We start from the raw sequence: 17,144 nt of genomic DNA, 5'->3' as shown, positions 1-17,144 counted from the left end.
ATAATCCTAATTCACAAAAAAGTAATTAGTAGAAAAGTATATATAATACATCCATAAGATGGTATAATATCTCCCAGAATGGATTTATATTTTAGCATCGGATTGTCCCAATAAATATCCTTATAGATCGCTATCTAACGGAATACATAAAATGTTACGTTAAAGGGGTTGTTACACTTGGAACCTACAACCACGATACGCGCAGAACTGGAAAACTTCATGAAACAGAATGAGTTAAACATTACTCAATTCGGTCTGGTGGCAGGTATAAACCCGGGTACAGTAAGCGGGATCGTCACAGGCAACCGTACACTTTCCGTTCAACAATTAGATCGTATTACAGCCACGTTGGGTTACCCCAAAGGACATTTTTACAAGAATTATATTGAGGAATTTTTGAGTGCAACAACCCCTAACATACGTAGAGTCAGACCCCTTTTGTACAATTGTGCGGAGTTGAACATGTTGGATTGCATTGAGCAGGTTGTCAGCTTGCTCATGGAGAAGCTAACATACGGTGATGCCCTATTTACCATAGCTGAGGACTTTTTCCAACAAGGAAAGTTTGCAGCGTCCATCATCCTTTATGAGAGCGTAGCCGTTGGTGAGAAAAAGCAGCACTCCGAGCGACTAGCCCTTTGTCAGTACCGCATTTTTATGGCGAAGCAAGGGGACGATCATGTACGAAATCTCGAAGCTGCCAATCAGTTTGAGCCCTATGTTGAGCGGCTGAATGAGGTCGATCAGTTGGAGGCACTAAGAAATTTGGCGAATATATATCTTTCGTTGCGCCAATGGGATAAGCTAGATAAGTGGGCATCTGTAATGGACTATAAGGCTCAAATTCAGTATCGTTTGGCTTACCATCAGGAGCGAAAGAAAAAGAGAACTCCAAAGAGACCCAGCAGACCGCTATTTTACTACATAGCCTATTCGAATTTGCTCCATGCATGTGTTTGTGAAGCGAAAGGTGACTATGAGAGAACACTACAATATATTCGCACTTATGGAGATGTGAGTTGGGTAGTGGAGACGAGCGAGGATGCTCAACATTGGAAGCAACTGTTTCAAGAGTGGGCAGAGGCTAATTTTTATGTCATTAAGCTCTTGTCCGGGGATGGGAGCGTAATTTCGGATTATGTAACATATATTGAATCAAAAAAGGATGAAACTCTTATAGCCTTATGCAACATCTTTGAAGCTGCTAACCGATATCATATTAATGTAGATAATGTAATCCAACGCTTTAAATTAGAGATCACAGAGTATATTAAACAACACCCAGAAAGCGTATATGACCCACAAAATATATCTGATCAGCTCATTCGTTTACTATACGAATTGGCTCACTACTGTTTAAATAGAGCTATGTATTCTCACGGTTTTAAATACCTAATAGACTGCTTAAGAAAATCTGCTTCATTAAATAATGAAGTATTCTACATCAAATGTACGGGATTGTTTGAGCAATTTAAAGTTTATTCAACCAAACAAATATGTTTAGAATATCACAATTTAATCTCTGAAGTGCGGAAAGAAAGATTATTCTACTTTTAGAAATGCAAGTTGCTTTGAATTTGACACCTCAACCAAATGGCTACTACTACAATTGGAACTCTACTGTATAACCAGCTCTTCGAGCTGGTTCAGATTGTCGAGAAACCAAGATCATTTTAAGACCTTGGGTTTCTCTTTATGTTCTGGCATGTGTAACGTTGAGAAACGAGAGGATTACCACCGTCTCTCCAGGCGATCCAGGTGAATCGCCATCTTCTTCATGTTCTGCACGGCTGCCGTTATTCAAGGCCTGTTCCCTGAGATTGGGGAGTCCGCGCAAGGCAATAGCGAAACCCGTGAAGCTCTTTAGCATCCGCGAAGCTTTGCTCTATCGTAGGTATAAAAGAGGCTACCAAGAATTCTCGACAGCCTGACACCTTCCAATGAAAGCGCTATAAATAATTTTTTCCCTTTTTACTTAAGCTCATCTTTTGTTTTTATCGTTCTACCGGCAACTAATATATATTGAAGAGGATCTTTTACGGTAACAAATGAAATGCTTCGAGAAACTGAGCTGTCCTTTTCAATCTTTGGACGCTTCCTATCGGGAATATCTACGGAAGCTTGATCAGCATCCATGTTAAGCGTTTGATTAAAGACAAATACTTCGTGTAAATCCTCCTTACCTATGTGAAACACAATCTTGTCCTTTTTCCAGTTGATAAGCTCAAGCAGAGTACCTCACCACTGGGATATGCTTTACAAGAATCTATATCAGAAATTGTTATTCAGAGTTTCCCCTCATCCGATTTCCTCTGGGAATTTATGCATAATGCTCATATTAAGAAGCTTCATACTTGGATGTAAATCTTTTTCGATCTTTAACAATCTCGTTTTTATAAGCATCTTGATACGTTTTATACTCCTCTGTTTTGGCTAGTTCATTAGCAATGCTCTCTTCACTAAGCTTCTGGATACTATTTTTCGAAAAAAAATCTGTTTTTACCTCTATGTTAGAATTAGGTCCTGATACTAGTAAAGAACCATCCTGCTCTGCGGTCGCAGTAAACACATACACCTTTCCTTTTTGTGGTAGGGAATCATCTTCAAATAAGAAATATGTGCTCTTATCTTCACTCAATCCCCCGGACTTTTGAAGAGGAATGGAAACATCTTTCTTTAGATTACCTTTTATATTATCAAGCACTTTAATGGAATAATTCGTATAGGGACTTTTCAATTCTTTTGGTCCATCTTCCGTTTCTTTCGTTACAGGAAATTTATAATCAGTTCCAGTCATTTCTTCTACAAATCCTACAAATACATAATCTGCAAAACCTACAACCTCTTTAGGGTTATCTACATTTATATCAAATGAAGCATGTAAATAACTGGTCGGAACCTCGCCAGCCTTCGTTATATTCTTGTCTACATTACTATTGGAGCAACCGGAAGCCAGCATGGCAATCATTGCGAAAAGGGACAGGAACATAAATATTTTCTTCATGCTAGTTCTCATTGGTTGTACCTCCTTAATTAGTATCTTTTATAAGCAAGATCGTATGAAGCTTTATCATTAGCGCTGAGCATTGTTATGGACGTAACATACGCGTACATTACATCATTACTTGTATTATGTTCCAACCCAAGAGCATGAGCGATTAATCAATATAATCGGGTATACTACGCAAAATTAAAAAAGCCGAATGCCTTCAAGCAATCGACTGGGCGAAAACAAAAAAAGCAGTAGCTCAAAAAATTAATCTATCAGCTTAACTTTAAAACTTGCATTAGGACTTGCTGTATAAGGATTATCATCAGGCAAGGGCGAAAATGGATTAGTCAGCATGAATAAAATCATGACTTTTCCATTCTTCTTATTGTCTATAGATACAGTGATTTTTTTGTTCTCTCCTTTAGCGAGTTTATCATAAATATTTTGATTGCTATTTATATTTACTTGCTCCCAATCGACTAGCGATACAATATAAAAATCAATTGACTCCTCCGATAAGTTGCCGTACAGAACGTTGAATCTTAGATTATCATCCTCCGTTTGTAACAAGGCTTTATAAGCATCACCTTGCTTACCTACAAAAATACCATCTATACGCGCTTCTTTTAATTTTTCACTATTCACTTGTTGAGGCCGCTCCATAGGAATTTTATCCAAATTCTTAAACAAATTTACTCGAATATTATATGTTTGAGATAGAGAATCGGCCTTTGCTAATGTGTTGCTATCTGTCACAACTTCATCAGGATTTTTGAGAATGATAAAATTTGTCGCATGGAATCCGTCTGTGATACCTTCTATTTTCACAGGAATTGTCTCACTTTGATTTTTAGCTAAAGTAAAGCGAAAGTACCGCATATCATTATCATGTATTTTAAAGTTTCTTTGCTTTCCATTATCAAAGACAAGCAATATAAATACCCTGTCCTGATTAGTCTTGTTCGTAAATATAATATTTTTTTCAAAAATTTCATCTTTTATATCAAATGAACGCTCGGCTTCTATGGTAGAATTGCTATTGTAAAGACCTAAGGAATAGCCCTGCGCCCTCTTTTCATTGGGTACTATGTTCTGCTCGATACTTGAATTTGTATCGTTGCTACAGCCTACAAACAATATAAATAACAAAAATATACATAACTTTTTCAGTTTTATCCACATCCTATTTTTTGAAAAAGAAGACAGGAAATTGGTTCCTGCCTTTTTTTCTATATTTAAGAGTAATTAGCGATAACTACCAACCGTTATAATCTTCTCTAGTCTCTGGATACCAACTACTATAGCCTTTACTTTCAAATGAGTGATTAGAATAACCATAAGCATCATAGCTCGGCAAAATCATTGTACCTTGCCATGCTGTAGCAGCAGCAAGATTAGTATTCGATTGTGTGTCAGAAGCAGTCGCTAATATCCCTCCATTGTGATATAAACGAGTCACTACGCCAAGTTTACTAGCAACAAACGAAGATCTTGTTTCTCCTGTTGAAAATAGCTGTGCCTGAGGAACAGGAAATTTAAAAGCTTTTCCTAATTTTGTGCTGCATGTCCAATCAGGAGAAGCGGCCAAAGTAATCCCACTTCCGTCTGACAAAGGTGTAAAAGTTTTTTCCTGCACTTTAACTATAAAATTGTCTTCATTAGTGTAGGAATAACTTTTTACAGATTCTGAGTCTTTTTCCGATACTTCAGTGGCAAAGGCGGAAGCAGAAAACATAAATGTTAAAGCCAGCGTTCCCAATAAAACTCTCTTCTTCATAGTCTTTTTTCTCCTTTTTGTGAGCTTATTTATACAAAACTCCTTACAACTCATAGTGTAATTGAGTTTGCATACCAGAACAGATAGGATACCTAACAATTAAATATAAAAAGTTGTTTTTATTAGTAATAAATATATGTATAAAACACTATACAGTCTCACTTCATTATTTTTTATAAATCACTTTACCTTGACCATCTCGAATATCTACTTCAGTTGGTTTAAAACGTGTATCAGAACTATCACTTATGAAGATATATACTGTTTCTTTAACATCCATTTTTTTTGTCTGTGTACGCTGATTTGGAAAGGTAATAGATATAGTTTTGCCATACATAAGAATTTCCTCACTGTTAATAAAAAGCGCCAAATACGGAGAGCCTCTTTTTCGTCCAATGGTTTGCACTACCTGCTTTTTATCTTCCTGAATCTCTAATTCTCTTACAAATTCCTCTTGTCCATTTACTATAGTTAACATTCCGACTCCGATACGCTTATGATCTTTGTAAGCTATTAGAGAAAATGGCTTGTCTACATTATTTACTATTTTGTAGTTCAGTAACTCAAACTCTTCTTTACCTGAAACTTTTTTAATTCTATCCTCATTAATGGCGGTGTATTTATCTCTTGTGAAGTAATTTGAAACTACAACAATGAGAACTATACTGATTAGAATAAAAACAATTTTCCATTTGCCTTTATGCATTTTTGCCTCCCTAATATCTAAATTCGAAGTGCAAGATGTAGATTTCTATTTATGTAATCCATCAACTTATTTATCCATATTATAGTGAAAAAAATCCATGTTGTCATTAACTAGAAGACTATACATATACCAATATAAACCAAATAAAATCCCATATTTCTAATACACTATCATTTGTTGATACCCATTCACTTACCTTGCTTTACGCTTGAAATGGTAGGAATCTTATAATGTTGGAATCCGTACAGATTCCAAGTTTCAAAACAGTATTAATTTCTTTAGAAATATTCACAAAAAAAAACTTTATGAGAGCATAATTCCTTTTTACATTGACTTTATCAATCAAATAATCAGAGTTAGACGAGCCGTTTTTTTGTTTTCTAGAAAAGATATTCCTCATGTACTTTCACTTTTCCCATAAATACACATGACATCCTAAAATAAGTATCACCTAAGGAGGGGTGTATGATGGGAAGTGGAGAAACTTTGCAACAACGATTGGAGAAAAATCGACAGCGGCTCTATGATTTGCAAGCGAAGTATGGACTAGAGCATATCTATGTACTCCGTCAATCTATGGTCTTGGACGAACTGATTAATCAATATAATCGGATATACTATGCAAAATTAAAAAAGCCGATTGCTTGAAGGCAATCGACCGGGCGAGAAACTTGTGGTGGGTCACTCGCCCTTTTATTGTAACATACATGCCAAATAATCCGATTGCCAGCTTTATCGTTTATTTTTGAGTTCATTCATACAGCAAATACAGATCCAAGCATTCTTAAAGTATGTAAGATGTTGAAGTTCGCCACATAAGGTACAAACTTTCCCCGTGCATTGTCGCATGATCAAACCACTCTCCGTCATCCAAAACTCCATGGCTGTATGCTTGCCAATCCCAAGACGCTTTCTTATATCCACGGGGATGACAATCCGACCTAAGCTATCCAAGTCTCTGACCATTCCTACGCGATCCAAGAAACAACCTCCTTATTTCAAAAATATCAGTAGCTCAAAAATAGGCATAAATGCCTTAAATAAGGAAATATTTATCATGACATGGCAAGAACCGGAAAAAGGACCGTGTTCAACATGGAGAAAATATAAAGCGCCTTGCCGGGGAAAACCTCCCAGCAAAGCGCACAGTTACGCGTTAAAGGAGAATCATGGGTACGTTCATGCTTTTTGCCTTAATAAGCAAGACTCCCTCCCGAATATCCAACGATACGAGCGGGCAGAAGAAAAAACCTAATCATCACTTAACTGAAGGCTTTCCTCACTGATTACGGTTGGAACGATAAGCTCAGGAGGAGTCGTAGGCTTAGCTTGTGTTAAATAGTCTGCTGCCCCCATCATCAGAGCGATGCCGATAAATAGCACGACCCAATTACGATTCTTTTTCATCATCTGTACCTCTCATTCTTCACTGCGCCCGTTCAGCCACTTGAACCAATGGAGCAGATGACTGAATCGGTATTCATGCTGCAAAGCATACGTCCATACTTCAGGCTCTTCACCAGGCTCCTTCCAGACGAGCATGGAAAAGTGACCCTCTTCCTCGCTCGCAACCGACAGCAGCGAAAGACGATCATCCCCGAATCGGTATGGAGCCGATTCCACCCAGTAATTCCGCATATCGCTGATCCAGCTGCGGAACTGCTCTGTACCTGCGATCCGCAGCACTTCATCTGGTAGGAGCAGATGCTCGTCGATGTCCTTCCAATCCCCCGCATATCGGTACCGCGCTGCCAACATTGGACTGAGCGGTCGGGTTTTGCCGGGGGCCAACGTAGGCATATAGGCGACGGGAACGACCGGACCGATACTCTGGATAGCATAAGACCGAGCTTCCTCCTCACTCATTCCGTAAGACATAGCCTCCGCGAGAAAATGGTTTCGTCTTACCCCAAACTGATGCTGATACTGTGACATCTCATCCTGTAGCTCCAATACCATACCCTGTAATGCATCTGTTCCGATCATTCCCAAACACCTCTCATTCCAAAATATAGTCGTGCAATTCCCGTTGCGCTCGATACTTTGCCCAATTGAATTCAGGCCAAGCCGATTCTTCTCTCGTCATGCTCGTCAAACGGGCTTGTAAAAACTCATCTAGTGATCCATGTTCCTTACGACTAAAGTCAATCAGCAGCGGAATCGCGTCTGCCGATAGCTCACTCAAATATTCCTTATCTATCACCGATGTCGTACGATACCGTTCGAGATTATTTTCAGCAATCCGTATATCAATGCCCACATAGTTCACGACGACATAGGCGACCAGAGCGAGTACAATATAATATTTCGCCAACGGCAGTTGACGGAAATGAATGCGCACAGCTGCAATAAGCAGTAGCAAGCCCAGAAAAATCATAAACGCGTGTACCAAATAGCGGGTGTACGTATAGCCGTATGCTTCTTCGTACATAACCAGCCGGGTATATCCCGAGTACAGCATCACACCCGAACAACCCACGAGTATGTACAGCAGGCCGCTGTTCATTTTTTGCACTATACCTGAGCCAAATTCAGTCCACTTCAATACACTGATCATCAGCACAAAGTTGATACCTGTTACCATAACCAGCTCCCCGAATCCTCTTCTCGCATATTCAGCATACGAGGTTCCTTCGGGCAGAGCACCTTCCCATGCACCAAACAGATATCCGAACTGCAACACAACGAACACAACATACACCAAATTCATGACAATCAGCACCGTAGCGGTAATTACAGGATCAAACTTGATCGCGACCGGCTCGTGGTAAGGCACCGTTGGTCGGTCAATCATCACTGAAGAATGACCATCGTACTCGGTGGTTGGACCATTCGTGCGCTCATTTAACCCGTGCCATGATTGAGTCTCTCTTTGCGTATTACGCGGAGCAGGCTGTACAAATCCCCACAAGTAGCAGAAGAAACAGAAGGTGAAAAAGCAGGTCCAGATCAGCCGCAGCATGCCACTCCCAAAGGACAGTGTGCCGATCCAATCGGGTATACCAGATAACAGCTTTTCGAACATCCCATCTGCCGAAGCCAGCAAAGATATGATGATGAACAGTAGCGGCAAGGCAATAAGCAAACCGATTATCACTTTGCCCAATACACGCTTACGCTCATCCTTCACATTCCGAAGGGCTACTGTCTTAACCATCCGAAACGGGGTCACGATATGACGAAAGTTTTGATAAAACCAATGGCTTAACGCCTGACCAATAATACCGGGTTCCGACCAGCCATGCCTTTTCTCCCCAAACAGCAGCACCATATGTACGCTAATCAGAGCAGATATCGCCAGCGCATTTAACACATATAGGACCGGATTATTGAACAGCGCATATGTCAATGCCAGCATGAAAATGATCACAAACAGTAAACGCCCTATCCATGATCCTAACTGGAAACGATCTCGATTAAAGGCATACATATAGGCGTAAAACACAATAACAAAAATTGGCATAGACACGCCCAGCCCATGTCCGTAAAACAGATATTGATGAACCAGCGCCAACACAATTGCGCCAGCAAAGGCGGACAGAAACGACGTTTTCGGCAAAGACGTTCCATTCATCTTGTCATGCATGGTAAATACCTCCACAAATATGCTTTATAACCCTTATTGTAGATGATAAAATAAGAAGATAAAGAGAAATTAATTCAAACAAAATTTCCTATTTTATAAAAGTGGCTACGCTTTTAATCAAATATAGGGGAAACGGAGCAACCTTGAATGAAACTCCATGCCCAATTTTTACGGCTTCACTCACACGCAGCTGACGACAAGGACGAAAACCATACCATAGAGACGACGCTGGATGAGCTGGCGGCTATTTTTGACTGTACTCACCGCAACGCCTTGATGATCATTCAGAAAATGGAGCAGCACGACTGGATACAATGGACTCCCCGCCGAGGCAGAGGCCGCCGCTCCAGTCTGCGCTTCCTCATTCAGCCGGAAGACATTGCCGTGCAATCCATGATGCAAGCCATAGACCGCCATGATATCAAACGCGCGCTGGATGAGATCCGAGTTCATTCACGCTCCTCCACCATGCAGGAGCATTTGCAAGGCTGGCTGCTAAATTATTTTGGGCATCACGCGGAGGTGCGCAGTGATCAGCAGCAGATCGACACGCTGCGTCTGCCTATTCGCCAGCAACTCTATACGCTGGACCCGTTGTACTTGAACTGGCTCGCCGAGTCCTTCGTATCCAGCCACGTCTTTGATGGCCTGGCCCGCCGGGCGAACGAAAGCGGTGAGATTTTGCCGGGATTGGCGCACGCTTGGGAGGTGGACGCCACTCGTACACAGTGGACCTTTTTCCTACGTAAAGAAGTGCTGTTTCATAACGGAAAAATACTGACCGCTGAAGACGTCGTCTATACCTTTGAGCGACTGAGTCGGGCGCCGGGAAGGCGACTTTATCATTTTATCGTCCGGCAAATTCAGCACGTCCAGGCGTTGAGCCCGACGATGGTACGCTTCGTACTAAAAGAGCCGAACGAGCTATTTCTATCCTTCCTGTGTACCAGCCGGGCTGCGATTGTGCCGCGTGAGCTTAATCAGGTGGGTGAGGCCGCCTTTGGCATCCGCCCTATCGGTACAGGGGCATTCAAAGTCACGGAAATGAACGAAAGCCTGTGTACACTGGAGGCTTTCGCACCTTATTTTCAAGGCCGGGCTCATCTGGACCGAGTGGAAATTGTCCAACTCCCGTGGGCGACTAAGCTGGAATCGTCGGATACGGAAGACACCGCTTCTTCTTTTCACATTATCCATAATCCCGTATCAGCGGGAGATACGGATACCGCATGGAGCCAGATTCACTCGGCGGCTTCGGTACGCAAATTTATCACATGTAATACACACAAGGATGGACCGTTGCGCAACCCAGAAATACGTGCCCGCATTGTAGCATGTCTGGATCATCGCTCCCTTCCTCCAGCAGTGGATTCATCTAACGATTCTTATGAACCACTGGCGGCACTACAAATTGCTACCATTCCCGAGTATAAAGCGGACGCAGACCGGGTTGCGGCTCAGCTCGAATCCTGTGGGTATACCTGTAACATCGTGGCCGCATCTATGAATGAATTCAAAAGCTCATCTATCCGTATGGAGTCAGACTTAATCATCTTTTCTCTCTTTCGTGACCGTGATGAGCAATTACGCCTGTTTGACTTGTATCTCAATGTATCTGGGCATGTGGAGCCTCATAGCCGTGTGGATATCGAAAGACTGCTGCGTGAAATTGCACGGGAGGCCGATCATACTGTTAGGGCGCAGCAATTTGAACATATCGAAACTCGGCTCATGGATGAGCACCAGCTGCATATTTTATATGAAAAGCCCGTTCAGACGGCCTATCTTCCTTCTGTGCGCGGTGTATCTTTTAACAGTCAGGGCTGGGTGGATCTGCGTCATGTCTGGTTTCCGCCTGCTCAACTTCCAACTCCCCACTCTTGACGGCAAAAGTGCTCCTTCAAATGCACTTCCACATCAAAAAAAGGTATCCTCTTCTTCATAAGAGGATACCTTTTGGGTTACGACAATCTAGACCTTTTCAGGTAGATGTATCAAGGGATGAAAAAGCCCATCCCCCCAGCCCATGACTGTGGATGTCGCTAGGATCTTCCATAGGGGGGGGAACGGGTGAAAAATTCAATAGGACAAAAACATTAAATGCGAGCAGAGAAAAAACGATCTTTTTTATCATGGATGTACTCTACCTCTCCAAGTAAGTTTTTATATTCCTCTTTGTCCTCAGAAGTGGCAGTATGCCGAAACTTTTCAAATAATCCTACACATTTGATTGTGACAGGATTACCATTCAGCACGACGGAATAGGAAAGGCTCTCGAGCAGGAATTTCATACCTTTGGAATAACGATGTTTGTTGAGATCATAACAAGCCATCTCTGCCAAAAATCGTGCATAGAGATCTGCTGACATTTGCTCCGTATAGGTCCCTACCTTGACATGCTGATCTGAAAATGCCTCAATTTGTTTTTCAAAGCGCTGCAGTACATGATCTACATTAAAATCATAACGGTTGGCCGCTACCATAATTTTATGTAGCCCCACCAGAATTTCACCTTCGTTTTTTTCCAAATAATCTACATACTGTGGAATCACATCCAGGCTGCCGGACATCAATTGATATAAATACCCGTTGGCCTCAGCCCAGTTGCTACAAAGGGCCTTCAAACGCTGAGCTTCTTCCGTATCCTCTTGCACCCAGCTCAAATCAGAGTATAGGGATACAAATTCCAGCGCTTTTTGGTAATCCCCGCGCTCATCCCACACCCCGGCGCGCAGCACATAAGAGTATACAATATACATAAACAAAGGACCCTTAGGTTCCTTGCCACGCTCCGATCTTCTGGTATTTCCGTATTTTTGCTCGTATTGTACCTTGGCTTTTTGAGCCATTTTTTCAGCAAACCATTCTACTTTATCCCAACGCCGCAAGGAGGCATAGGTATTGGCCAAGTCTCTTAAGGCATCCAGTTGGTCTGCTTCACCCAGTCGGTCCACAAAGCTTTCGAAATGTGTGGCTGCCCATAAGTTTTCGTCCTGGTCATCGCCAACGGCAATCGTAAATAAACGGTATTGGCAGAGCGCCAGACGCTCTGAATGTTGGTACTTTTCACTTTCCGAAACATTTTTATAAATAATTGCCGCAGCCTCGAACTTACCTTCACTGAATAATTCTTCTGCTGTCTCAAACAAAGCTGGGGCGTATATGAGATAGTCCATCATAAACTCCACGACTTGCTTAATACAATCCAGTTTGTTCAGCTCTGCACAGCGATGCAAAAAGGGGCGAACCCGTCGCCAATTCGGTGCCGTATTCCGTATAAATTCATCAATGTATAACTCATAGAGGCTCCCTTCTTCAAGCCCCATGCCTTCACCAATCCGATCCAACAGCAGCATCGCAATCGGACGATTACCGTTAATAATGGCACTGATCGTTCCTGCATTAATACCTGTGTTCTCCCCAAACTTACTAATCGTAATTCCTTCTCGTCTGATGTACTGCTCCAGCTCTGCGCGAATTGTGGTTGTTTCCTTCAAATCAGGCACCCCCAGGGATTACTTGCATGATTACAATACAAAAAAAGAAAATTCCCGTGAATATTCCCTTAATTATACAAAAGAAAGCCCACTTAGCCAACCGCTCAAGTAAATTTATATCAGAAAATTCAATAATTCTCCGAATTGCCGTATACTACGGGGAGGTGAGCCGAACAGCTACACCCAATCGGTACGCAGGAAAGGATACGACAAATGGACAACACCCCTACAACAGAACAAGAGATTGCACAATGGATGGTCGCGCAGATCCGTGAAGTGGGCACCCTGAAACAAGAAGATGCAATTGCATATGTACGCTCTGAGTATGGAGAGCAGTATGTGTTTATAAGCGAGCATGGTCATGTATCTCTGGAAAAAGAAATCAAAAAAGCATTCCGCAAGCTTCATGGTGGTAGAATTGCCTGGGATCGTGACGGATTTCTCTGGGCCTGGACTTAACAAGCAAAAGCATCTGCCCTAGGCAGGTGTTTTTTTAATCATTTATCCATATATCCTCTGGAGTCGGTTAATTTCTTCCTTCACAAACTGTCGGAGTGCTACAGGCTCCACAACTTCAACCCTACCGATCCAATCCATAGCATCGCGACAAGCCGCTTCATAACTATACATGTTGACCGTTAGAATGAAATGACTGCCTTCCTGTACAGACTGGATGATTTCCATTCTTTTCGCTATAATTCCCGCTTGCTTCTTATTCGTTCGGATCAGAACGGGATAGTATTCTTTCTCTGTACAAAGCTGCTTAAACGCGGTTTCTTGCCTCATCCAATGATGTTCCAGCGAAAAATCCACCGGAACCTCAAACACTTCCGCAGACGGCTGAACCTCCTTGATTCGCTCACACTTAAAGGTCCGAATCTCCTGCCCAACTTCACAGAAGGCAATGAGATACCAATCTCCTTTTTTCACCACAAGTCCATAGGGATGCACATGACGGGAAGAACAGATTCCGTCAGCCTTCTCATATTGAATGGTTATTTTATGGGACCCCCACACTGCAGCTCTCACGGCCTCAAGACAAGGAATGGCTATACGTTCCGTCCACCACGGCGTATCATCAAAATAAAACCGCGCTTTGGCTTTCTTAATATCGGACTGATACGGGTCTGGCATCGTCTGTTCCAGTTTGAGCAGAGCATTCTTTAACTTCAAACCCGATTCGGTGGGCCCGCCTGTATAAATGCCCATCCCTGTTAAATACAACTGAATGACATCCCCGCCATTCAACTGTTTCAGGTTCGCCGTATAACCCTCCATTAAATAAATTCCGCCCTTCGGTCCGGATGCGGTAACAATCGGAACGCCGGCTTCAGCCAGGAGGTCGATATCCCTGTAAATGGAGCGTACAGAGGTTTCCAGTGCCAACGCCAATTCCTTGGCCTTCATTCTCCCTCTAGATTCGATACATAATAAAATCGCGATTAAACGATGCAGTCTCACAATCATACCTCCACAATAGATGGTTAACCCGAATTGAAAAGATGATGCAAAGATTGTTGACACCCTGTTGGCAGCAATAGGTGTGTATCATAGAAGTAAAGGGGTGTAATGGATGATGAATATTGGAATATTGGGGACGGGATTCGGCGCATATCATGCCTCATTGTTAAACAACCATCCCAAGGTAAACAGAATCATGGTATTTGGAAGGAACGAAACCAAGCTGCAAAAGCTGAAAGAGGAGCTAAACGTAGAAGTCACACAAAATATAGAGGATATTCTGCTGGATCCAGACGTGGATATCGTCGATCTATGCCTGCCCTCCCACCTGCATAGGTCATATGCTGTGGATGCGCTAAAGCACGGTAAGCATGTATTTTGTGAAACACCCGTTTGCTTTAATCTCGAAGACGCTCTTCTTATGCAACAAGCTGCGGAGCAATATGGCAAAAAGATTCTGGTCAACCAGTTCATTAAGTTTGATCCCGCCTATACCTATCTGTATGAGGCATACCGCCAACAGAAGTACGGAAAGCTCATTTCCTTATCTTTGAAAAGAGAAACGCCTCCCCTGTGGGGAGATCTTGGACTAAGCTCCATCCCTACTCAGTTCATGATTCATGAACTGGATTTATTGACTTGGCTATTGGGCCCCTGTGACCCATGTACAGTCTGGGGTACAGAAGTTACCCATCCTGAACAAGCACAGGTTCGTGCTTACTTTCAGCATCGGGATACATTCACAGAAGTCATCGCTTCATCCCATATGCCGGGAAGCTACCCCTTCACAGTGGCCTATGAAGCTTATTTCGAAAAGGCCAAGCTGGTATTTCATGAAAGCGACGAAAACGATCTTATACCTACCGCATTATATGAGTATACCGCATCAGGACAGCAAAAAATCAACCTCGAATCTGCCAATCCATACGAAAAAAGTTTGGATCATGCACTTGAATGCTTTGGTGGACATTCGGAAAGCCTGATTCCACTGGAATCGGCTGTACAAGCGCTGAAAGTGGCTATTGAGATTAAAAGCAGACTGGGGCAAGGCCAGCGTTAACCCGTATTTTTTCTTATGCCTGTTCTTATCTACGGAAATCAGCTTCCTATAAGGAAGCTGTATCCGCAGGCAGGGAAACTTCGTCCGCGTAGTTCGTTGCCATAATCTTGGCTACCCCGGCCGGATCGGTCGTCTGCCCCAACGCCCACATCATTTTCGTCACCAGCGCTTCCGTTGTCATGTCATACCCCGGAATAACACCCTTCTCCAGTACCTTTTGCCCCACTTCGTAAATCGTCAAATCCCCGCCCTCATAAGGACATTGAGTAGTCACGACAATACTCATACCGTCCTTCATCAGTTCCTCGATTTTACTGATCAGGCTTCTTTCTTTAAAAGGGACGCCACCCATACCAAAGCCCTCAATGACGATACCTTTATAGCCCAAGCCCTGAATGGCATCGAAAATCGCCGGATTCGTACCCGGAATCAGCCTGAGCAGAAATACTTCGGAAGCATACCCGTCGTTGTATGGATGACGAACGGTACTGCGATTTGCAAATACGCCCTCCGTATAGACCACCTTACCGTTCTCCACGAGGCCAATGTACGGATAGTTAATACTCTCAAAGGCGTTATAGCTGCGTGTTCTGATTTTCGAGCTACGGCTACCATTGATAATTTTGCCGTTAAACACGACAAAAACCCCAGCCACCTCGCCACATGCGGTCAGGAATGAGTCAATTACATTTTTTTTGGAATCGCTGTGCTCCGCCAAAATGGAAACCTGTGAACCTGTCACAACGACGGGTTTGTCTACGGTTCCCAGCATGAAACTCAAGGCTGAAGCCGTATAAGCCATCGTATCCGTACCGTGTGCAATGACAATGCCGTCGTACTGATCGAGCGAACGATGTACCATCCGGGCGATGGAAGCCCAATCCTCTGGTTGTGTATTTGTGCTATCAATGCTCATCAGATTATGGGCATCAATCTCGCAAATCTCCTTCAGCTCCGGAATTTCCGCCAAAATATTTTCAGCCGATTGGGTCGGTGTCAGGCCGTTTTCCTGATAAGAGGAAGAAATGGTCCCTCCGGTATTAATGAACAAAACCTTTTTCATATGCCAATGTTCCTTCCCGATTACATCTTCACTGTATTGTTCTTAGAATTTATCATGAATAAGTGTGATAAGCTACTTTGCAATGGAAAAGAATTTGGGATAAGAGGCGCCAAAAAAGCACGACAAACAAGCGCGGGCTTTCCTTCCTCCTGCGACTTGTCTAACGTGCTTTTTACTATAAGTGCAATAAGTCTACAGCGCTGCACATACCTATAACCCATCCACGTACTTTTTATGGGGATACAGGCTGCTCCTGTGGTGCTCTCTGTACCAACGCTTTGCCCAGAAACTGCCGTGTCCGTTCTTCCTTCGGATTGGTGAAAAACTGCTCCACGGGTCCCTGCTCCACGATCACGCCATGCTCCATCAGCACAACCCGATCCGCTACATCTCTCGCAAAACCAAGCTCATGCGTGACAATAATCATCGTATTGCCTTCACTCGCCACCTTTTGGATCACGGACAGCACTTCATCCACCAGTTCAGGATCAAGTGAGGATGTCGGTTCATCGAACAACAACACCTGCGGATTTAGTGCCAAAGCACGGGCAATCGCAACTCGCTGCTGCTGTCCACCCGAAAGCTGGGCAGGATAATAGGTCATACGATCCTTTAACCCGACCTTTTCCAAAATGCCTTCACTGATCTCCCTCGCCTGCTTACGATCCAGCTTTTTCACACTGGTCAGACCAATCATCACATTGTGGAGTGCATTCAAATTTTTAAACAACTGATATTGCTGAAATACCATTGCCGTTGCCATCCGTAGTCCGAGAATGTCCTTTTTTCCCGCCTTGGCGGCATCGACCTTTACATCGTCAATTTCAATGACTCCGCTGGTCGGCTGCTCCAAAAAATTAATGCTGCGCAGCAACGTGGACTTCCCCGATCCGCTTGGGCCCAGGATCACCACGACTTCTCCCTTGCCTACCGTCAGGTCTATGCCCTTCAACACGTGATGCTGTCCAAAATGCTTATGAATTTGATGAAGCTGAATCATGC

16 protein-coding genes and 1 pseudogene are annotated in these 17,144 nt (G+C 43.1%); 5 read left to right on the top strand and 12 right to left on the bottom strand.

All coding sequences use genetic code 11. From position 1 onward, the window contains the following. Positions 1-177 precede the first annotated feature (177 nt). Entirely contained in the window at positions 178-1,557 is a 1,380-nt protein-coding gene (locus tag NLX82_RS14050; RefSeq protein ID WP_139116777.1) for a tetratricopeptide repeat protein, read from the top strand. 174 nt (positions 1,558-1,731) lie between these two features. Here NLX82_RS14050 and NLX82_RS14045 read toward each other — a convergent pair. The 5 genes and pseudogenes from NLX82_RS14045 to NLX82_RS14020 form a co-directional block, all read right to left on the bottom strand. Continuing rightward, a pseudogene (locus NLX82_RS14045) lies at positions 1,732-1,889 on the bottom strand (transposase); the annotation flags it as partial. A 449-nt stretch (positions 1,890-2,338) separates the two neighbouring features. After that, positions 2,339-3,016: a hypothetical protein gene (locus NLX82_RS14040; protein WP_053326403.1), complete on the bottom strand. Its 678-nt coding sequence runs from the start codon at positions 3,014-3,016 to the stop codon at positions 2,339-2,341. Positions 3,017-3,256: 240 nt separating this feature from the next. After that, positions 3,257-4,141: a hypothetical protein gene (locus NLX82_RS14030; RefSeq protein WP_139116778.1), complete on the bottom strand. Its 885-nt coding sequence runs from the start codon at positions 4,139-4,141 to the stop codon at positions 3,257-3,259. A gap of 106 nt (positions 4,142-4,247) precedes the next feature. Beyond that, complete coding sequence (locus NLX82_RS14025; RefSeq protein WP_053326405.1) at positions 4,248-4,769, bottom strand: hypothetical protein; 522 nt, start codon at positions 4,767-4,769, stop codon at positions 4,248-4,250. Positions 4,770-4,935: 166 nt separating this feature from the next. Further along, the gene (locus NLX82_RS14020) at positions 4,936-5,475 is read right to left on the bottom strand and encodes a hypothetical protein (RefSeq protein ID WP_053326406.1); all 540 of its coding nucleotides are present in this window, start codon (positions 5,473-5,475) and stop codon (positions 4,936-4,938) included. A gap of 468 nt (positions 5,476-5,943) precedes the next feature. On the opposite strand from NLX82_RS14020, the gene NLX82_RS14015 reads away from it, so the two are divergent. Next, positions 5,944-6,123, top strand: a complete 180-nt coding sequence (locus NLX82_RS14015; protein ID WP_053326407.1) for an aspartyl-phosphate phosphatase Spo0E family protein — start codon at positions 5,944-5,946, stop codon at positions 6,121-6,123. A 603-nt stretch (positions 6,124-6,726) separates the two neighbouring features. Here NLX82_RS14015 and NLX82_RS14010 read toward each other — a convergent pair. Genes NLX82_RS14010 through NLX82_RS14000 form a run of 3 tightly spaced genes read right to left on the bottom strand, consistent with a single transcriptional unit; the run spans position 6,727 to position 9,061 of the window. Further along, positions 6,727-6,882: a hypothetical protein gene (locus NLX82_RS14010; protein WP_176716881.1), complete on the bottom strand. Its 156-nt coding sequence runs from the start codon at positions 6,880-6,882 to the stop codon at positions 6,727-6,729. A gap of 12 nt (positions 6,883-6,894) precedes the next feature. Next, positions 6,895-7,461 (bottom strand): hypothetical protein, encoded by a 567-nt coding sequence (locus NLX82_RS14005; RefSeq protein ID WP_053326410.1) that lies wholly within the window; start codon positions 7,459-7,461, stop codon positions 6,895-6,897. A gap of 13 nt (positions 7,462-7,474) precedes the next feature. Then, positions 7,475-9,061, bottom strand: coding sequence for a DUF4153 domain-containing protein (locus NLX82_RS14000; RefSeq protein WP_254348344.1), 1,587 nt, complete (start codon positions 9,059-9,061; stop codon positions 7,475-7,477). 147 nt (positions 9,062-9,208) lie between these two features. On the opposite strand from NLX82_RS14000, the gene NLX82_RS13995 reads away from it, so the two are divergent. After that, positions 9,209-10,945, top strand: a complete 1,737-nt coding sequence (locus NLX82_RS13995) for an ABC transporter substrate-binding protein (RefSeq protein ID WP_053326412.1) — start codon at positions 9,209-9,211, stop codon at positions 10,943-10,945. A 212-nt stretch (positions 10,946-11,157) separates the two neighbouring features. Here the strand turns inward: NLX82_RS13995 and NLX82_RS13990 are convergent, their stop codons facing one another. Continuing rightward, the gene (locus NLX82_RS13990; RefSeq protein ID WP_302055831.1) at positions 11,158-12,558 is read right to left on the bottom strand and encodes a helix-turn-helix domain-containing protein; all 1,401 of its coding nucleotides are present in this window, start codon (positions 12,556-12,558) and stop codon (positions 11,158-11,160) included. 213 nt (positions 12,559-12,771) lie between these two features. Between NLX82_RS13990 and NLX82_RS13985 the strand changes: the two genes are divergently transcribed. Then, positions 12,772-13,017, top strand: a complete 246-nt coding sequence (locus tag NLX82_RS13985) for a DUF6953 family protein (RefSeq protein ID WP_013312611.1) — start codon at positions 12,772-12,774, stop codon at positions 13,015-13,017. 42 nt (positions 13,018-13,059) lie between these two features. Here the strand turns inward: NLX82_RS13985 and NLX82_RS13980 are convergent, their stop codons facing one another. Further along, positions 13,060-14,025 carry a helix-turn-helix transcriptional regulator gene (locus tag NLX82_RS13980; protein ID WP_302055830.1) on the bottom strand — a complete coding sequence of 322 codons (966 nt, stop codon included), beginning with the start codon at positions 14,023-14,025 and terminating at the stop codon, positions 13,060-13,062. Positions 14,026-14,131: 106 nt separating this feature from the next. Here NLX82_RS13980 and NLX82_RS13975 point away from each other — a divergent pair, with 106 nt between their 5' ends. Next, a complete protein-coding gene (locus NLX82_RS13975) occupies positions 14,132-15,079 on the top strand; it encodes a Gfo/Idh/MocA family protein (RefSeq protein WP_049828356.1) in 948 nt (315 codons plus the stop codon). Between the two features lie 46 nt (positions 15,080-15,125). Here NLX82_RS13975 and NLX82_RS13970 read toward each other — a convergent pair whose 3' ends face one another. Together NLX82_RS13970 and NLX82_RS13965 are read right to left on the bottom strand one after the other, a co-directional pair. Then, entirely contained in the window at positions 15,126-16,142 is a 1,017-nt protein-coding gene (locus NLX82_RS13970) for an asparaginase (protein WP_013312613.1), read from the bottom strand. Positions 16,143-16,374: 232 nt separating this feature from the next. Further along, complete coding sequence (locus NLX82_RS13965) at positions 16,375-17,142, bottom strand: amino acid ABC transporter ATP-binding protein (RefSeq protein WP_254348340.1); 768 nt, start codon at positions 17,140-17,142, stop codon at positions 16,375-16,377. Positions 17,143-17,144: the final 2 nt, after the last annotated feature.

This window comes from Paenibacillus sp. A3M_27_13 (assembly GCF_024213315.1).
GTDB classification, from domain to species: Bacteria; Bacillota; Bacilli; order Paenibacillales; family Paenibacillaceae; genus Paenibacillus; species Paenibacillus polymyxa_B.
The sequence above is the reverse complement of the archived record's forward strand: the minus strand, read 5'-3'. Positions and strand labels throughout refer to the sequence as shown.